The 17985-nt window shown below is 41.8% G+C and carries 15 protein-coding genes and 1 pseudogene; 10 read left to right on the forward strand and 6 right to left on the reverse strand.

The window, feature by feature from the left end:
• Positions 1-72 precede the first annotated feature (72 nt).
• The 4 genes from OKW21_RS00415 to OKW21_RS00430 all read left to right on the forward strand — a co-directional run bounded on the left by OKW21_RS00415 (position 73) and on the right by OKW21_RS00430 (position 4092).
• Positions 73-900, forward strand: a complete 828-nt coding sequence (locus OKW21_RS00415; RefSeq protein WP_277476358.1) for a hypothetical protein — start codon at positions 73-75, stop codon at positions 898-900.
• A complete protein-coding gene (locus tag OKW21_RS00420; protein WP_277476359.1) occupies positions 897-1382 on the forward strand; it encodes a Rab family GTPase in 486 nt (161 codons plus the stop codon). Before OKW21_RS00415 ends, OKW21_RS00420 begins: the two co-directional genes overlap by 4 nt.
• On the forward strand, positions 1379-3304 hold the full coding sequence (locus tag OKW21_RS00425) for an ATP-binding response regulator (RefSeq protein ID WP_277476360.1): 1926 nt from the start codon (positions 1379-1381) through the stop codon (positions 3302-3304). Before OKW21_RS00420 ends, OKW21_RS00425 begins: the two co-directional genes overlap by 4 nt.
• Before the next feature lie 83 nt (positions 3305-3387).
• The gene (locus OKW21_RS00430; RefSeq protein WP_277476361.1) at positions 3388-4092 is read left to right on the forward strand and encodes a LytR/AlgR family response regulator transcription factor; all 705 of its coding nucleotides are present in this window, start codon (positions 3388-3390) and stop codon (positions 4090-4092) included.
• Here OKW21_RS00430 and OKW21_RS00435 read toward each other — a convergent pair.
• Positions 4079-4990: a Ppx/GppA phosphatase family protein gene (locus OKW21_RS00435; protein WP_277476362.1), complete on the reverse strand. Its 912-nt coding sequence runs from the start codon at positions 4988-4990 to the stop codon at positions 4079-4081. The genes OKW21_RS00430 and OKW21_RS00435 overlap by 14 nt on opposite strands.
• Before the next feature lie 169 nt (positions 4991-5159).
• On the opposite strand from OKW21_RS00435, the gene metF reads away from it, so the two are divergent.
• Positions 5160-6113, forward strand: a complete 954-nt coding sequence (gene metF / locus OKW21_RS00440; RefSeq protein ID WP_277476363.1) for a methylenetetrahydrofolate reductase [NAD(P)H] — start codon at positions 5160-5162, stop codon at positions 6111-6113.
• A gap of 176 nt (positions 6114-6289) precedes the next feature.
• On the opposite strand, the pseudogene OKW21_RS00445 reads toward metF, so the two are convergent.
• Together OKW21_RS00445 and OKW21_RS00450 are read right to left on the reverse strand one after the other, a co-directional pair.
• Positions 6290-7216: pseudogene (locus OKW21_RS00445) on the reverse strand (PQQ-dependent sugar dehydrogenase).
• Positions 7217-7396: 180 nt separating this feature from the next.
• Entirely contained in the window at positions 7397-8251 is an 855-nt protein-coding gene (locus OKW21_RS00450; RefSeq protein ID WP_277476365.1) for an alpha/beta hydrolase, read from the reverse strand.
• An 80-nt stretch (positions 8252-8331) separates the two neighbouring features.
• Here OKW21_RS00450 and OKW21_RS00455 point away from each other — a divergent pair, with 80 nt between their 5' ends.
• The 3 genes from OKW21_RS00455 to OKW21_RS00465 all read left to right on the forward strand — a co-directional run bounded on the left by OKW21_RS00455 (position 8332) and on the right by OKW21_RS00465 (position 11207).
• On the forward strand, positions 8332-9114 hold the full coding sequence (locus tag OKW21_RS00455; RefSeq protein WP_277476366.1) for a sialate O-acetylesterase: 783 nt from the start codon (positions 8332-8334) through the stop codon (positions 9112-9114).
• A complete protein-coding gene (locus OKW21_RS00460) occupies positions 9089-10315 on the forward strand; it encodes a sialate O-acetylesterase (RefSeq protein ID WP_277476367.1) in 1227 nt (408 codons plus the stop codon). The genes OKW21_RS00455 and OKW21_RS00460 overlap by 26 nt, the downstream gene beginning before the upstream one ends.
• 115 nt (positions 10316-10430) lie before the next feature.
• Positions 10431-11207 carry a YceI family protein gene (locus OKW21_RS00465; protein ID WP_277476368.1) on the forward strand — a complete coding sequence of 259 codons (777 nt, stop codon included), beginning with the start codon at positions 10431-10433 and terminating at the stop codon, positions 11205-11207.
• 96 nt (positions 11208-11303) lie between these two features.
• On the opposite strand, the gene OKW21_RS00470 is transcribed toward OKW21_RS00465, so the two are convergent.
• Positions 11304-12389 (reverse strand): DUF1573 domain-containing protein, encoded by a 1086-nt coding sequence (locus tag OKW21_RS00470; RefSeq protein WP_277476369.1) that lies wholly within the window; start codon positions 12387-12389, stop codon positions 11304-11306.
• Between the two features lie 225 nt (positions 12390-12614).
• Here OKW21_RS00470 and trpS point away from each other — a divergent pair, with 225 nt between their 5' ends.
• Positions 12615-13583 carry a tryptophan--tRNA ligase gene (gene trpS / locus OKW21_RS00475; RefSeq protein WP_277476370.1) on the forward strand — a complete coding sequence of 323 codons (969 nt, stop codon included), beginning with the start codon at positions 12615-12617 and terminating at the stop codon, positions 13581-13583.
• Between the two features lie 82 nt (positions 13584-13665).
• Here the strand turns inward: trpS and OKW21_RS00480 are convergent, their stop codons facing one another.
• Together OKW21_RS00480 and OKW21_RS00485 are read right to left on the reverse strand one after the other, a co-directional pair.
• Entirely contained in the window at positions 13666-15912 is a 2247-nt protein-coding gene (locus tag OKW21_RS00480) for a M1 family metallopeptidase (protein ID WP_277476371.1), read from the reverse strand.
• Between the two features lie 160 nt (positions 15913-16072).
• The gene (locus OKW21_RS00485; RefSeq protein ID WP_277476372.1) at positions 16073-16486 is read right to left on the reverse strand and encodes a hypothetical protein; all 414 of its coding nucleotides are present in this window, start codon (positions 16484-16486) and stop codon (positions 16073-16075) included.
• A gap of 591 nt (positions 16487-17077) precedes the next feature.
• Here OKW21_RS00485 and OKW21_RS00490 point away from each other — a divergent pair.
• Positions 17078-17734 carry a response regulator gene (locus OKW21_RS00490; RefSeq protein WP_277476373.1) on the forward strand — a complete coding sequence of 219 codons (657 nt, stop codon included), beginning with the start codon at positions 17078-17080 and terminating at the stop codon, positions 17732-17734.
• The last annotated feature ends 251 nt before the right edge of the window (positions 17735-17985 follow it).

Consider the following 17985-nt stretch of genomic DNA (forward strand, 5'->3'; position numbering starts at 1 on the left):
GTTTGCCTGGCTATATAGTATTGGCAAATTTTGTATTTTATTTAATTATAAAAGCTTACGAGCATAATTCGGATGGACAAGTACGATGCATTTGACCAATTACGTCAGCTACTTCTGGAAGAAGATCAGCAAGAGCACGAGTTGCTTGTGAAGCAAGTCAAAGAGCTGGAAGAGAGTATTAACATCCGGAAGCGCCTTCAACAAAAAGTAGAGCCTATCATAGATGAAAAGTTTGAGATGTTAAAAGAAAACTTTCCTGAGATCTATGGACAGGTGATCACCAAAACGATCAAAACGCAGATACGGGAATCCAGAGATGAAGTAATTGATGCGCTTTATCCTATTATAGGAAAGTTGATTCAAAAGTATATAGTAAGTGAGATCTCTGCTTTATCCGAACGCATTGATCGTCAGCTCGCGCATATGTTTTCATGGGAAATATGGCTTGCTCATATCAAGTCATGGTTTAGCGGACAGCCCGTTGCTCAGCATTTGCTTAGCCACGCTTTACCTCCCACCATAGAAGAGGTGTTTGTAGTAAGGCAGTATTCCAGCACACTTATCGGTAGCTACTCCCGCGAAGGGCTTATGGATGGAGATATGGTGGCCAGCATGCTTACTGCTATTAAGAGTTTTGTAAAAGAGGCCTTTGCCAAGCATAAGCAAGACCTGGAAGTGATAGAGTATGAAACATACAAGATATTCATCAAGAATTTCCAGACTTTCTATATCGCGATAACTATCTCAGGCGTAGTCAACCAAACGATCAGAAAGCGAATAGATAACCTGACACTTGATTTCGCCCAAATGTATATGCAATCCCTGCCGATAAAGGAAATGGAGCGGGAAGATTACCTTTCAGAGCCCCTCAATCAGTTTTTTACCAACGTTAAACTGTGAGTTTCAGTAAGAAGATCATATTGCTGGGCCACTATGGAGTAGGAAAGACCTCTCTTGTACAGCGCTTTGTGTATCGCAAGTTTTCTGAACAATACCTCACCACCATAGGAGTAACAATAGAGAAGAAGGTAGTAAAAGTCGGAGAAAACGAGGTCTCCATGATCATATGGGATATTGCCGGCGAGTCAACCCATGCCAAAGTACCAAATGTATACAAACTAGGGGCTGACGGGGTAATTTATGTTTTTGACATGACCAGGCCAGCTACTTATCAGCACCTGGAAGAAGAGTTGGAAAGCCTTCGCCAATTGCTATTGAACGTGCCAATATTACTAGTGGGCAATAAAAAAGACCTACTCATCGAGAAAGAGCAAAATACAATCATAGAGCATCTACCTTTGTACCCGTGTGCACTGACAAGTGCCAAGACCGGAGAAAATGTAGAAAATATTTTTGCAGCACTGGCTAAAAAAATGCTATGAAAGATGATATTCTAAAAGCTAAGCTCGACTATTTTGATAAGCGCTCTCAGTATGTTGTGCTTGATAATGAAGGCCTGGCAGTAGACTCTTGTAACTCTCTTTTTCGTGTTCCCCATAAAGCTTCCTTATTTCAGTTGATCCCTTTTCTGGAGGGGATGGAAAGTACGCTAAAAAGGTTAGAGCCTGGCAAAGACCTTCGTTTTTTGTGCATCAAAACCAGCCTGATGAATAGAGAAGGCTACTTTAACTTTATCTTCAAAAAACAGGAGCAGGGGCAAATCTTGTGGTTTATATATGACTTTACTGAGTTTTATACCTTCTTACTACCCTGGCAGCAGGAGCGAAATGAACGGAGCATAGAAAGTGAGTTACTGCTCGTTCAGCAAAAAACGGCAGAGATGGAAAAACAACTTCTGCAATATCAGAATGAAGAGCTGAAGCGTATACAGGAAATGAAAACAGTGTTTTTTTCTCAGGTAAGTCATGAAATCCGTACGCCTCTCCATAGCCTCATAGGGCTAATCAATCTGATTGAGCCCTATGGTAATGCAGAAAACCGCTCCCATCTGTCTACTTTGCGGTCAGTTTCAAATCACTTGGCTTCTATTATCAACGATGTATTAGATCTCTCCAAACTTGATTCAGGGAAAATTCGTCTTCAGAAAGAAGCTTTCTCTTTACATGATACCATCAAAAAACTGATACAGGCATTTACGTATCAGAGTCAGGAGAAGAACATTGGCTTGTGGTATGAAATAGACGCATCACTACCTGATTACCTGAAAGGAGATGCTGTCCGTTTGTCACAGATCCTGTACAATCTTGTTGGTAATGCTGTAAAATTTACCAGTAAGGGTGAGGTTAGCCTTCATATAACATCATTACAGCAGAATAAGCATGAGGTGCTTATAAATTTTGAAATCGTAGATAGCGGAATCGGTATTGCCGAAGATGAAATCAAGAAAATTTTCACCCCCTTTGTGCAGGCAAGTGAAAATACTCACCAATGCTATGGAGGGACAGGCCTGGGGCTAAGCATAGTACAGAAACTGGTTGACTTATTTGGTGGAACACTGGAAGTAAATAGCGCAGTCAACCAAGGAACCAGGCTCATAGTAAGCCTGCCTTTTACTATAGAGGAAAACATTCCGGATAGTAAAATTAAGAAAGATGACCTCACTGAATTTACGTTAACACGTATTCAGACAGTGCTGATCGGAGAAGATGACCAGATGAACCAGAAAGTACTTAGCCAACTGCTCAAACGCTGGGGGATAGCAACTACGGTTAAAAATAATGGCAAAGAAGTACTCCGCAGTTTGTCAGCGGATGAACCCTATGATCTGTTGATTTTGGATTATCAGATGCCTGAAATGGATGGTATTGAAGTGCTTCAGCAAATGAAAACCCTGAATCTCAACATCCCGGTGATCATGCTCTCGGGTAATTTATTGAAAGAACTAAAAATACCTGAGCGAGACAACAGCCTTACCTTTATGCTTCACAAACCGGTGCAGGCAGTTGATCTACAACAAAAGTTACTGATAATAGACCAGTTCACAGGCCCGGCTATAGATCTGCGATATATGCGACAGATCACGGATGGTGACCTCATGTTGATGTCTGAGTTGATGGATACCTTTGTTGTACAGGCTCCGAAAGAAGTTGAAAAAATCAGGGAGGCCTGGTTGCGTGAAGATTACACGACACTATACAAAGCGGTGCACAAGGCTAAGCCAGGCTTTCAGTGTGTAGGCACAGCAGAAGTTAACAAGCTTCTGGACCAATTTGAAGAAGCGTTAGAAGAAAAAAAACAACAGCGGGAGTACACGGAAACTATTCAGTTTATCACGCAGTGGGCCAGCCGTGCTATTCATAGCATTAAGCATGAGCGGAAGAAACTCCTGGAGCAGGAATTATGAATCACTTTTATCCGTGAAAATTATCGGAAAAGCTGGTATATTAACACTTACAAACATGCTTTAGGAGTTTTTTCATAAAAACTATGGATGGTAAGATAGATTGTGTAGTGGTAGATGACGACCAGATGATGCTGAAAATAATAGAGTCGCTCATTAAAAAAACTGACCAACTAAATCTGGTAGGTTCTTATGACCATGCGGTTAATGCTATCAATATCCTGGAGCAGCAGCCCATTGACCTGATATTTCTGGATATAGAAATGCCTGAAATGAATGGGCTGGAATTTATCAAGGCTTTATCTTACCATCCCCAGATCATTCTGATCAGCAATAAAAAGCAGTATGCCCTGGATGCTTTTGAATATGATGTAGCTGATTACCTCTTAAAACCTATTGCCAGCTACGCCCGCTTCATGCAGGCTATAGGTAGGGCAAAAATGAACCTGCAGCAGCGTGCGGCCAAGAATACCAAAACCCAAAAACATATATATTTGAAAGTAGACTCTTTACTCGTGAAGTTTGACCTGGAAGATATCCACTGGATAGAGGCTTTTGGGGATTATGTAAGGGTGAAGACCACCGATAACTTATCTACCGTGTATGCTACATTAAAGTCGGTGGAAGATGCCTTGCCTCCATTGGATTTTGTGCGTATACATCGCTCTTACATTGTACGTGTGGATAAGATTGAAAATATTGATATTGGTAATCTGCAAATAAAGGATAAAATACTCCCCATCAGCCAATCTCATAAGAAAAAGCTCATGGGTATGATCAACTCACTTTGAGCTGATGCTTTTCGTAGAGCATCTGCATCACACCGTCTTTGAGCCCAAGTTTTGGAACCAGTATTTTGCTGGTTCTGGCCCATTGCATGGCCGAAATGTAAATATTGGAAGCGGGAATGATTACATCAGCACGGTCGGGGTTGAGTTGTAGTTTATTGATGCGCTCTTCCAGCGTATGACTAGCCAAAAAATCCCGGGTGCTGATAAGTTTGTTGAGCGTGAGTATCTTACCGTTTTTCGTACCAGAGAGATCAAATATTTTATTGATGTTCCCTCCCGTACCAATAGCGATAGGCGTGCCGTAATTTTTTTTGACATTCTCTTTGACCCACTGTCCCATTTCATTCCATACCTGCTCTAAGGACTTGCGAGTATTAAGCTTTCTTACAGAACCGATAGGAAAGGAGTGAGCCACTACTTTTTCTTTATTTACATAGAGGTTTAGTTCGGTACTTCCTCCTCCCACATCAATATGAAGATAGGTTTTATTTTCTTCCAGAAAGCTTTTCAGGGCATTATTCAAAATTTCTGCTTCGGCATCCCCGTCAATAATTTCCAGTTCAAGCCCATACTCATCGCGCACCTGCGCTATCAGTTGATGTCCGTTTTCAGCTTCACGCATGGCAGAGGTGGCACAGCCCATATAGTCATCTACTTCGTAAAGGTCTATCAGCAGTTTGAATGCCTTCATTAGCTTTAAAAATTTAGCAGAGCTTGTGGCCCCTATGCGGTGCGAAGGCTCGTCTTCATTGTCCCCAAAAACATCTTGTCCCAGGCGCAGGGGAAAACGAACGTATTCCAGCTTTTTGAAAGTAGTTTTTTCTTCATAGCTAATGACACTGCTTACCTGAAGGCGTATGGCATTTGACCCTATATCAATTGCGGCTAATTTTCTCATATAAAAAATATTCGTCTACTACACAAAAGTAAAAAAGAAATTGGTCCGTATACGGTAACATAAAGGCAGCTAAAGGTATAATTGTTAAACAATAAGTGCACTCAGAAATTCTAAAATCAATGGGCAATATACTGTTGTCTCATAAGAGTTTTTGTAATTTCGCATCACCATGAAAGTAATTGAACATATACAAAAAGCGAATCGTACACTATTTACCATTGAAATTCTTCCTCCCAAGAAAGGAGAGGACATTAACACGCTTTTCAATCATGTAGAAACTTTATTGGAGTTTGAACCCTCTTTTATTGATGTTACCTATCACAGGGAAGAGTATATCTATAAAGAACAGGGGGACGGAAGCTTTAAGAAACTTACCACCCGTAAGCGGCCAGGTACTGTAGGAATCTGTGCCTCTATTCAAAACCGCTATAACATAGATACCGTACCTCATCTAATCTGTGGTGGGTTCTCAAAAGAAGATACCGAAAATATGCTCATAGAGCTGGACTTTCTGGGCATTGAGAATGTGCTGGCGCTGAGGGGAGATCCCATCAAATCGGAGCCGGGGTTTAAAGCACACCCCGACGGGCATTGTTATGCCAGTGAACTGATCAAACAGGTGACCGATATGAATAAGGGAACTTATCTGAATTCAGGGCTGGAAGAAGCAACGCCTACCAACTTTTGCATAGGAGCGGCGGGCTATCCTGAAAAACATTTTGAGTCTCCCAATCTGGATACTGACTTTCAGCATCTCAAGACAAAGGTAGATAATGGAGCTGAGTTTATTGTGACTCAGATGTTTTTCAATAATCAGGCTTACTTTGATTTTGTCAAACGCTGCCGTGAACATGACATAAATGTTCCCATTATCCCCGGCCTGAAGCCGATGGCTACGCTGAAGCACCTGACGCTGCTGCCGCAGTTTTTCCATCTGGATATACCTGCTGAATTAGCCTGCGAAGTAGAGAAGTGTAAGGATAACAAACAAGTCAAAGAAGTAGGGGTGGAATGGTGTGTGCAGCAGTGCAAAGAGCTCATTGAATTTGGGGCACCAGTACTTCATTTCTATACCATGAGCCGTTCTGAGCTGGTAAAAAGGGTAGCTGAGAAAGTATTTTAAATCAAAAAAAGAGTTAAGCCTTCGGTTAATTTTCCGAGAAGAGACTCACTGTAAATTATACAGCTAAGTAAAAATATTAGAAGTCTTCATTTTTTATGAAATGAAGGCTTCTTTGATGAAAAAAGAGATTAAAACGAAACGCGGTGGCGGTGCTGAGAAACCCTTTTAGAAACGTTTTACTTTTTCAAAGGACGGATGTGCCAGATATTTCCGTCTTCTTCATCGGTAAGCACATAAAGGGTGCCATCAGCGGCCTGTTCCACATCCCGGATGCGCCCTCCCAAGGGAATTCGTTCTACCGCAGAGGCGCTGTCCTTCTGTATTTCCACACGTACCAGACCTCCGCTGGTTAATCTGCCAATCAGCAGGCTGCCTTGTCACTCGGCAAACGCCTCTCCTGTATAGTACTCCATGCCTGAAGGAGAAATGGTAGGTGTCCAGTGAATCAAGGCATCGGCAAACTCAGGGTGAGTAGTAGGATCAGGGATGTCCGTACCATCATAGTTATTCCCCCAGCTTACCACCGGCCAGCCGTAATTGCGGGATGCTTCGGGCTGGTTGAGTTTATCCCCCCATAGGACCCATTTCAGCTACCCGGTGTTGGGATCAATGGTTGCACTTTCAATATTACGGTGTCCATACGACCAGATTTTATCTTCTGCCTCCTGCTGGTTTACAAAAGAGTTATCTTCAGGAATGCTGCCATCCGTATTGATACGTACAATGCTTCCGAGGTGATTGGATGGACTTTGGGCTGGTTCAAATTTAAACCTTTCTCCCAGAGTCAGGAACAGTGTTTCTTCTTTAGCGAATACGATTCTGCCTCTGAAGTGGTTAGGTCCTTTTACTTTGGGTTCCTGACTAAAAATCACTGTAAAATTATGGGTCCTTCCGTTTTCAAATTTTCCCCGGCCCAGTGCAGTGGAAGCAGTACTGTCAGTACCGGGCTCAGCAAATGAAAGATAGATATATTGACAGAGATGCTCAAACACAAAAAGATGCATATGGCACCAAAAAAATATTTTATATCGCTCATTTTTGCTTTTATGTTTGATAAAAAAATCTTTCTCCAGCCATAACCTGGTATCCAAACCAATGTTCATATATCTAAAATATTGGTGAAAAGTGACTAAAGGATTTAAGTTTTATTTAAGGAAAAAAAATGCTTTATCGGGCAATTTGAAGTCGGAATACCAATAAGTTCGTTCGTTGCTAGTAAGTTCTAGCTCAGGATATTACCGAACTTCAAGAGCCAGATTAAAAATAAATATCCGCATGTAGAATTAGTAAACCCTGCGTTCCACCCACTGCCTGAGGTTTCTTAATACTTCATCTCGGGCAACCGGAATTTCGTTGATCATCTCGTGAAACAGCTTATCATAAAACTTTATTGTCTTGTCTTCACTGCCAGCCAGCTCATAAAACTTCTGAGAGCCTTTAGGCATCGTAATTTTGTCACCGGTTCCGTGTATCACATAGAGCGGTATACGTAGCTGAGGTGCCTTAGCATACAGTGTCTCATGTACTTTAAACATCTCATATCCCAGCCTTACTGAAGCGTACCCATGTACAAGAGGATCTGCTTTGTAGTCAGCGATCATTTCCTTATCATGTGAAATGTATTTTAGGTTAAGGTTTACGCCTAAAGTAAGGGAGGGCGCCAGCTTAATCAGGCCTGAGGCGGCTGCCCTGGCTAATTTCGTATATGTGTTTAAATGAGGTTCGATTCCTGCCGAGCTAAGGATTAATGCCTGTAGATATTTTTGGTAAGTAATAGCATAGAGGGCGGCTATGGTTCCTCCCAGAGAATGGCCCATCAGCAAAACCTGCTTTACCCCCTGCTCCTCGGTAACCAGCTTGATTAGCTCATGCAGGTCTTCCACATATACCATCAGGGAGCTGACATGCCCTCTTTTTCCTTCACTTTGTCCATGTCCACGTGCATCCATAGCATAGAAAGCAGTACCGCTTCCGGCAAAGTAATTTATCAGGTTAGTGTAGCGGTTGCTATGCTCCCCCAAGCCATGCTGGAAGACAATCGTACGTTGCGTCTGTGCTTCAGGTATCCATTTTTGCCAGAAGCATTTGCAATTGTCTTTGGGTGTGTAGAAGAAATCCTGTGTATTTTGATAGCTCATTTGATGTACACTTGATGAGAAGCTTTTAAAATCTTATGAGTTTTTATAATATAGACACCTCTGTTACTGAATCCAAGACTATGAAAAACTACAACAATTACCTGCTCAGATTTATCGCGATCTTATTTATTGCCATGCTAGGCTTTACTTCATGTGAAAGCCCCGATGCTACTGGTGTGGAAATACACCAGCTTTTTTCAGATCATGCCGTACTCCAGCGGGAGATACCTCTGAAAATCTGGGGAAACGCTGACCCCGGAGGAACAGTGGAAGTAAGCCTGGGTGAGCAAAGCCAGAGGGCAGAAGCTGACGCTGATGGTAACTGGATGGTAGAGCTCTCCGAAATGACAGCCGGGGGGCCCTATGAACTACAGATTACAGGAGGTGATACCACTATTATCTTGGATGATATTATGATAGGAGATGTATGGCTGGCTTCGGGACAGTCCAATATGCAGTGGCCGCTTAGCGCACAGGTTGACAATTTTGAAGAAGAAATTGCCAATGCTAACTACCCTGAGATTAGGCTGTTTACCGTGGAGCGCAATACCAGTTATGAGCCTCTGGAAAGCTTAGCGCAAAGTTCCTGGGCGCAAACTTCGCCTGAAACGATCGGGAGCTTTTCGGCAGTAGCCTACTTCTTCGGCCGTGAGATTCATCAGGAACTGGATGTACCTATCGGCTTGATCAACTCCAGCTGGGGAGGTACGCCAGCCGAAGCCTGGACCAGTGAAGAGGCAGTAAGCGATATGAGCGAATTTGCCGATACTCTTCAGCAGATTGAGCAACAATTACAAACAGACCCCTCCACGACTGACGTAGAGAAAAGAAAAGAGCGTGACCGCATTGTTGTCAGAGGCTAACGCCCAGATGCAGCAGGAAAATTTTTCGCCTGATCTTGATACTGAGGAATGGCCTAGCATGCAGCTACCCGCCTCCTGGGAAGAAGCTGATACGGCTCTGGCAGCCTTTGATGGTTTTGTGTGGTTTCAGAAAACCATTGATATCCCTGAGAGATATGCCGGTCAGGCAATGACTTTGCACCTGGGCAGAATTGATGATGCTGATATCACCTGGTTCAATGATGAAAAAGTAGGGCAGACCTATGGCAACAATAATTTCAGGACGTATGAAGTCCCTGCATCAGTTGTAAAAGCTGGAGAAAATACCATTACTGTAAGGGTACAGGACAATGCTGGTAATGGGGGCCTTATGGGACCTGTCAACCAAATGTATATGGAACTCAGTGGTGAACAGACAGGCATTTCGCTGGACGGACCGTGGAAATACAATGCCACTGAACCTCTGCCTAAAGTAGACATGTTCCCCAGCGAACCGGCTATTTTATACAATGCGATGATCAACCCGCTGATTCCTTTTATGCTAAAGGGAGTGATCTGGTACCAGGGAGAGAGCAATGCTTCACGAGCCAAGCAATACCAGACATTATTCCCTCTCATGATAGAAGACTGGCGTAATCAGTGGGGCATCGGTAAGTTTCCTTTCCTTTTTGTACAGCTTGCTAATTTCATTACCGGAGGGCCGGGTGATGATAGCTGGGCTGAATTGAGAGAAGCACAACTTATGGCTTTAGATCTGGATAATACGGGAATGGCCGTAACGATAGACATTGGAGATTCTACTGATATCCACCCCCGTAACAAGCAGGATGTAGGGAAAAGGCTGGCTATAGCAGCACTCAAAGTAGCTTATGGGCAGGAGAATGCATGGAGTGGCCCTATGTATGAGTCTATGCGGGTAGAAGGAGATTCAGTTATACTTACATTTTCCGAAGTAGCTGAAGGGCTTATGGTTGTACCCGGAGAGAAGTTAAAAGGCTTTACCATTGCGGGTGCCGATCAGCAGTTTTATCCTGCAACAGCGAAAATTATCAGTGAAAATGAAGTTTCTGTTAAAAGCCCACAAGTGGCAGAGCCGGAAGCTGTGCGTTATGGATGGGCCAATAATCCAAAAACAAATTTATATAATGAAGCTTTCCTACCTGCATCACCCTTCCGTACTGATGACTGGGAAAATTTACAGAATAATCAAAATGAAATTTGAGGACTTATAGTACATTCATTCTGTGTAAATGATTATCCATTATGAAACATTTTGATGTAGCAACAGTTAATATGACTTGTTTAAAACAAACAATTTTTATTAATCAAGCTAATTTATGAAGACATTGAAGTATTTCTCTTTGGCTATTTTTGCCTCTTTTGTGATGGTAAGCTGTGCCCAAAAACCGCAAAGTGATAATGCTGAAGTATCAGAAGCGCAAGAAGTAGAAGAAGTAAGCGCCAGTGCTGGTACTTATGGTTTGGACCTATCGCAAAGTGAGTTGATGTGGAACGGTTTTAAGCCTACCGGACAGCACTATGGCACTATCGCTATAGAGGATGGGGCTATTGCAGTAGAGAATGATGAAGTAGTAGGAGGAAGTTTTACAGTGAACCTTAACGAAATCGACGTGCAGGATCTGGAAGGTGAAGACCGCGATAAGCTTACCGGCCATTTGAAATCAAAAGATTTCTTTCATGTAGAGCAGTATCCTACCGCTAAGTTTGTCATCACTGATGTAAATTCCTACAGTGGAACTACTGCTTCAACTGAGGAAAATGATAATATGGCAGTTAAAGTAAATGATGAAGAAGTCAGTGAGTATAAGCTGGAAAATCCCACGCACATGGTTACCGGTAATCTTAGCATGCGCGATACTACGCTTAGCATCACTTTTCCTGCTCAAATTAATATTACCAATGATCAGGTAACTGCTGAAGCTAAATTTAATATTGATCGTACCAAATGGAATGTGTCTTACAATGATGAGGGAGATCCGGTTCGTGTAGCCAAAGACAAATTCATTTATAATACTGTAAATATCGGCTTTGATATTACTGCTAACAAGGGCAACCAGCCTCAGGCACCTGCCAGTGAAAAAACTGATGGTTAACAGTAGAATCAGGTCATTATGTAACAAGAAAGGCTACCCAAAAGAGTAGCCTTTTTTATTCATGCTGTTGTTATTTATTATTACTCGCTATCTGAGTTAGCTAGTTACTCTTCCATTAATTGTAATTTGCTGAGTAGGAGATTTAGGGTCATTAGAAAAGATAGTTACCATTTTTTGCTGTCTGCCTCTTCTTCCGTTAGAATTAAAAGTAACCGTAATCTTGCTGCTTTCCCCGGGAGCCAGTGTGTCTTTTTCCGGTGCTGAAACTGTACAACCGCAGTTGGCCCTGGTTTCACGAATGTTTAAAGGGCTTTTTCCGGTATTGGTAAATGTAAAGTTAGCTCTTACCAATTCTCCTTCCTGTATGCTGCCAAAGTCATGGCTGGTTTTTTCTAAAGTAAGCCGGGGCGCCTGCCTGAGTTCTTCCTCAGTCATAGGCGGGAAGTACTCTTCAATGGTAGCCATAACAGTAAATTCTTTTACACTATCTTCAGCTTCGTTGGTAAAAATACGAATACGGTCAGAGGCAAAGCCCAAACTTTTGCGCGCTTGAGCGTCATAAGTTAGATTGATGCTTCCCTTCTGATTGGGTAATAATTCTTTAGGCGCTACATCTATAGTGATATAGTCTGGAGTATCTGAGTTTGCACTGAAGATTACACTTTCCTCACTGTCGTTAAAAACCTCAAATGACTTGGTCACTGGCTCTTTGGTCAGCACTTTACCCATATTGAACGAACGGTATTTTACCCTTAAACGGCCAAGCTGAGTAGGAAAATCATCCTCAGGAGTTTTGGGCTTAGGCTGTACAATACCCTGAATGTACAATACTGCATTGCTGGTTTCAGCATTGGAGGTGACAGTAATGGATTTTCTGAAAGTTCCCGGACGGTTCATGGGATTGTATTGTGCTACTATGGTGCCGCTCTCTCCGGGAGGAATAGGGTCTTTGGACCAGGTAGGCGTAGTACATCCGCAAGAGGGACGCACATTGCTGATGATAAGCGGCGACTTACCGGTATTGGTGAATGAGAATTCATGAGCTACCGGACCTCCTTCTTCCCGTATGGCACCAAAATCATGGCTGGTGTTTTCAAATTTGATAGAAGGCTTCTCATCCTGGGCCCAGGCAAAGGGTGACAGAAAAATCAAACAAGCGATAAACGACAACTTTCTTTTCATGAGAGATATTTTAGCTTATGTTTTGGGCTGAATAAGTTTTTCAGGTAGACGAACAATTTTTGTGCTATACATGTCATTTCCGTAGGGAATTCGGTTTTTTATCTTACCCACTTTCATACCATATCAACTTAAAATGAATTTGTTGAGAAAAGTTCGTCTTCTCACTTTATTTTGTCCTTGAAGTGATATTTTCATTTACTTTGTCAAAAAAACTGAAGAATAAAGATGTCAAGAATATTAACAGGAATACAAAGTACAGGCAGGCCGCACCTGGGAAATATATTGGGCGCTATTGTTCCGGCTATTACCCTTTCTAACCAAGAAAATAATGAGTCGTTATTTTTTATCGCTGACCTTCATTCTCTGACCACAATCAAAGATGCTGAAACCAGGAGACATAATACGGATGCAGTAGCTGCTGCCTGGTTAGCTTTTGGCTTTGACACTGATAAAAACATTTTCTATAGACAGTCGCGTATTCCTGAGGTGTGCGAAATGACCTGGTATCTCAACTGCTTTACGCCTTATCCGATGCTGGCAAATGCGCATTCTTTTAAAGATAAGTCAGACAGGCTGGCTGATGTCAATGCAGGCCTGTTTACCTATCCTGTACTGATGACTTCAGACATCATCATGTACGATGCGGATTTTGTGCCGGTAGGCAAAGATCAGCAGCAACATCTGGAAATGGCCCGTGATATTGCCAACACTTTTAACAAACAGTACGGAGAGACCTTCGTGCTGCCGGAAGCTAAAATTGATGAAAGCCGTATGACGATTCCCGGTACGGATGGCCAAAAGATGAGTAAGTCTTATGGCAATACCATTGATATATTTTTGCCGGATAAAAAACTGCGAAAGCAGGTAATGAGTATTGTGACAGATAGTACCCCTTTGGAAGAACCTAAGAACCCGGATGGTGATACAGTATTTGCGCTATACAGCTTATTGGCTTCTGATGAGCAGGTTGCGGAAATGCGCAAGAAGTATGAAGGCGGTAACTACGGCTACGGTCATGCCAAGCAGGAACTGTACGAACTAATCTTAGAAAAGTACGGGGAAGAGCGTAAGGCCTTTAACTACTATATGAAGAACCTGCCGGAACTGCACGCCAAGCTTGAAAAAGGAGAAGCGAAAGCTCGAGAAATTGCCCGTAAGGTTTTAGGAAAAGTGAAAGAGAAATTAGGATACTGACGATGGTGTTATGCTGCGATAGTATTATAGTTGGTTTATTGCTTTTCAACCATAACACTATCGCAGCAAGAACTACGAACTACTATTCTCTGGAGTTTTTGTCCTTAAACCGATCAAACTTAGACTTCTCTTCCTGTCTTGGGAAAACATTATCGCTTAAGTCAGTGTCGGCAGTTTCCTGATCAGGATCAAGCGTGATAGAAGCCAGTTCTTTATCCAAAGCAAATACTTTACTAGCCTTATTCTCATTCTTACGCCAGATCTCAGCCGGAATCTTACGCGTTTCAGAAGTGCCATCAGCATAATTGAACTGTATGATGATTGGCATCACTAAGCCTCCTTCATTCTTAAAAGTAACTTCGTAGATATTTTTACCTTCGTACTGCTTACGAATGGCGTCATCATTCTGTCGGTTCATAAACTCACCGTAGAAACGCTCGTCAGTGTCAGAAACTGTAAGCGGTTCGTAGGTATCAGGCCATTCTTTAGTTTCTTCATTGGCTTCCGCAGAAGCTTCTTCTTCATTAAGGTTACCTTTTTTGGTCTGAACGTTGTGCTCTACACTTACTTCTTCAGGTTGAAGTTTGTACCATTTCACATCCTCCACGGTAAGATCCACATGATCGGTGGTATAGAACCAGCCTTTCCAGAACCAGTCCAGGTCTACGGCAGAAGCATCTTCCATGGTGCGGAAAAAGTCAGCAGGAGTAGGGCTTTTGAATTTCCAGCGCTGAGCATATTCTTTAAAAGCTGCATCAAATAGTTCAGGTCCCATAATCGTATTGCGGAGGGTATAGAGTGCAGCAGAAGGCTTGCCGTAAGCATTGTATCCAAACTGCATGATCTGCTCAGAGTTAGTCATAACAGGGCGAATATGATTCTTATCGCCGCCCATGTAAGCAGTAATAGTCTGCGGCGTACCAAACTTGAGAGGCATATCAGGATAAAACTCTTCACTGGTCAGGTTTTCCAGAAAGGTGTTCAAACCTTCGTCCATCCATGTCCACTGACGTTCATCGGAGTTCACGATCATTGGAAAGAAGTTGTGTCCTACTTCATGGATAATCACACTAATCATCCCCCACTTTTTGCTGTCAGTATAAGAACCATCAGGGTTAGGGCGGCCAAAATTGAAGCAGATCATGGGGTACTCCATGCCGATAGAAGCTGCATGAACCGAAATGGCTACCGGGTAGGGATATTCAAAGGTGCGGTTTGAGTAACCTAGCAGGGTATTCTTAACCGCCATAGTAGACTCTTTTTCCCAAAGTGGGTTGCCTTCTTTAGGGTAAAAAGACATTGCCATAGGCTGGTTTTGGTCAAGTTTTACTGCCATAGCATCCCAGATAAACTTACGGGATGAGGCAAAGGCAAAATCTCGTACTCTGTCAGCTTTAAAGACCCAGGTCTTTTTGCCAGTGGCTTTGGTTTGCTCATTTTCTCTTGCCTCTTCTTCGGTCACGATCATCACTGGTTTTTCAAACTCATTTTTGGCCTGAGCCAATCTCTTGCTTTGCTCGGAAGTGAGCACATTCTTAGCATTTTGCAACTCACCGGTAGCGGCTACGATATGGTCTTCAGGTACGGTAATAGCCACCTGAAAATCGCCGAAGGAAAGAGCAAACTCTCCATTGCCTAAGAACTGTTTGTTCTGCCAACCATTCACATCATCGTACCTTGCCATGCGAGGGTAAAACTGGGCAATGGTATAAAGGTAGTTGTCGTCTTCAGGAAAATACTCATAACCAGAGCGACCTCCATCCATCATACGGTCATTGATGTTATAAGACCAGTCTACGTGAAAACTGAAGTTTTCTCCGGGATTAAGCGGCTGAGGCAGATCCACCTTCATCATCGTTTTGTTGATAATGTGTTCCAGCGGTTTTCCATTATCATCCGTGACAGATTTGATGTCAAAACCTCCGTCAAAATTATCTTCGTACATCACGTATTTTTGAAACATACGGGCAGGTAAAGAATCTCTTATACTGCTTTGTTCTGTGATGGGCGTATTAGAGTCCTGCGCTCTCATATTCTGGTCAAGCTGCAGCCAGAGATAGGTAAGCGGCTCAGGTGAATTATTATAATAAGTAATTCTTTCCGCCCCCCTTACAGATTGCTTGTCATCATTAAGCTCAACTTCTATATCATAGTCGGCCTGCTGTTGCCAGTACTTATAGCCAGGAGCACCGGAGGCTGTACGGTACTCATTGGGTGTAGGTAGGGTGGTTCCCAACTGCTCAAACTTTCCCTTATGTTCCTGCCTTTCTTGCGCCCAGGCTGTGCTAAAGCCTAACAGAAGCGTTAGCATCGCTGAAATATATCTCATAATATTGTATCTGTTTATTCCTGCATATATCACATAAACTTGCAATATACGCAGGAATAAAATGACAATTGGAATTAATAAGTTCTATTATGGAGAGAATTGCTGTGGAAAAAGGCAGGAAAGAGAATAAAAAAAGCCTGCTATATAACAGGCTCAAAATTTATTTAGCTATCCAGACTTGTTCTTCCTGATGGTTGCCAATCTGAAGCATCAGGCGGGTGGGTTTGGGCACTAATACAAGCCGGGTAAGCTTATCCGGGTATTCGTCTACATCTACCAATACTCCCCCATCAGCTGCATGATAAACCACTTTCCCCTTATCTTCTTCTTTTACATATTTATTGGCCAGATAGGCAATTGGCAGCAAAACATCATTATCCGGACATAATTCATCATGTACATCAGCCAGGATATCTTCTAAATACTCACCATACTGCTCTACAAAGTCATCTTCCAAATCATGAAGTTCTTCTTCCACCTGATCGTAATTCTTATCATTATAGTTAAGCTGACTCAGGATGTTTTTCTTTTCTACAATTTTTACCAGTACTTGGTCAAGCGCTTCAATATCCATAAAAAATAATTTTAATCATCAGTGTTTGTTACAATTTCAATCGGAATACGCAAAATTCATAAGTCTAATCGGAACTTGCAAAGCAAGTACCTAAAATGTTTTCAAACTTATCTGATAGTGAGCAATAAATAAATTAAGCATTTCGTTTACTTTTTGTTTTACTAAGTTAAACGGAACATAAAATATTGTATACATATCAAAATGGGAAGGTTGGATTTTTGAGCGAGTAAATTGCACGAAGATTTTTTGCTGAAATACACCTGCTGTACATCACAAAGCGAAAACTAGCTACACACACCTTGAGTGAGCCCACTTCTGTACCTAATAATCATTCATTACTTTAATTTCATAAGTGGATACTTAGGGTTTCAATAAGGATAATAATCTATTATTTTGCATTTTTAGTAGAATAATCGGATAGTTTGTGTGTATCTTTCCAAGATTATATTGATTTTAGTAATCTTGATAAAGCATGTGCAAACACTTTGGAATCAGCGTGCTAGTACCTGTTAAATAGAATCATCTTTTTTTGGAGAGGAATAATAGAAAGTAGTAATTACAAAGTTTTTTAATTTATACATAGATATATAAATGCATCAGGTTAATATCCTTTTAGTGGATGATCATCAGATAATTCGTGACGGCATAAAATTAATGTTACAGAGTTGTGATTTTATCAACATAGCAGAAGAGGCTTCAAATGTTACAGAAGCACTACAGGTATTGGAGAGGAGTAGTGATATTGGCATGGTGATCTCAGATATTTCTTTGCCTAGAGAGGATGGCTTTGAGTTGCTCAGGGCAGTTAAGAAAAATTACGATGATGTTCGGTTTTTATTTCTGAGCATGTACATAGAAGAGCAATATGCATTACAGGCAGTAGAACACGGTGCTGACGGGTATCTCCCCAAAGATGTATCAGTAAATGCATTGATCGGAGCCATCAAGACAATTCGCGAAGGAGATATTTGCTATGATAAAAAAATATCAGATCTCATCATCAAGGCTTTTATCAATAAGAATATTCGCAGGTACGGCATAGGTGAGTCTAGCCGCTCACTTACTAAACGTGAAAAAGAGATTCTTGCTCAGGTGATTGATGGGGTAAGTAATGCAAACATAGCAGAAAAGCTGGACATCAGCGTACGTACAGTAGAAAACCATAGAGCCAATATTCTAAGAAAAGTAGGGGTGAAAAATACCGCAGAACTGGTTCGTTATACATTACAGCATGATGTGCTGAACTGATTACCTTTTTAGCCTAATATTGATTATTTCACTTCTAAGCTTAGCGCACTAAGACATTTTTCTAAGAGGATTTCTTTTGAGATAGACTTATCATAGACTATTTTGTTTTCTGTATACATGTTTTCCCAATTTAGAAAGTACACGCCTATAGAAGTCCTTTGTATAATTAATTAGACTGGAGGTGATTCTCTCTTTCAAAAAGCCTACTCAAGCTATTTTAATCAAAATTATCCTGTAAATTTAAGCTGTCG

Origin of the sequence: Catalinimonas alkaloidigena, assembly GCF_029504655.1 — a bacterium.
GTDB lineage: Bacteria > Bacteroidota > Bacteroidia > Cytophagales > Cyclobacteriaceae > Catalinimonas > Catalinimonas alkaloidigena.

Coding starts and splice junctions, on each gene's coding strand:
- OKW21_RS00425 (WP_277476360.1), top strand. CDS start 1,379: ATGAAAGATGATATTCTAAAAGCTAAGCTCGACTATTTTGATAAGCGC.
- OKW21_RS00450 (WP_277476365.1), bottom strand. CDS start 8,251: ATGAGCTATCAAAATACACAGGATTTCTTCTACACACCCAAAGACAAT.
- OKW21_RS00430 (WP_277476361.1), top strand. CDS start 3,388: ATGGATGGTAAGATAGATTGTGTAGTGGTAGATGACGACCAGATGATG.
- OKW21_RS00485 (WP_277476372.1), bottom strand. CDS start 16,486: ATGGATATTGAAGCGCTTGACCAAGTACTGGTAAAAATTGTAGAAAAG.
- OKW21_RS00465 (WP_277476368.1), top strand. CDS start 10,431: ATGAAGACATTGAAGTATTTCTCTTTGGCTATTTTTGCCTCTTTTGTG.
- metF (WP_277476363.1), top strand. CDS start 5,160: ATGAAAGTAATTGAACATATACAAAAAGCGAATCGTACACTATTTACC.
- OKW21_RS00435 (WP_277476362.1), bottom strand. CDS start 4,990: ATGAGAAAATTAGCCGCAATTGATATAGGGTCAAATGCCATACGCCTT.
- OKW21_RS00480 (WP_277476371.1), bottom strand. CDS start 15,912: ATGAGATATATTTCAGCGATGCTAACGCTTCTGTTAGGCTTTAGCACA.
- trpS (WP_277476370.1), top strand. CDS start 12,615: ATGTCAAGAATATTAACAGGAATACAAAGTACAGGCAGGCCGCACCTG.
- OKW21_RS00470 (WP_277476369.1), bottom strand. CDS start 12,389: ATGAAAAGAAAGTTGTCGTTTATCGCTTGTTTGATTTTTCTGTCACCC.
- OKW21_RS00490 (WP_277476373.1), top strand. CDS start 17,078: ATGCATCAGGTTAATATCCTTTTAGTGGATGATCATCAGATAATTCGT.
- OKW21_RS00455 (WP_277476366.1), top strand. CDS start 8,332: ATGAAAAACTACAACAATTACCTGCTCAGATTTATCGCGATCTTATTT.
- OKW21_RS00415 (WP_277476358.1), top strand. CDS start 73: ATGGACAAGTACGATGCATTTGACCAATTACGTCAGCTACTTCTGGAA.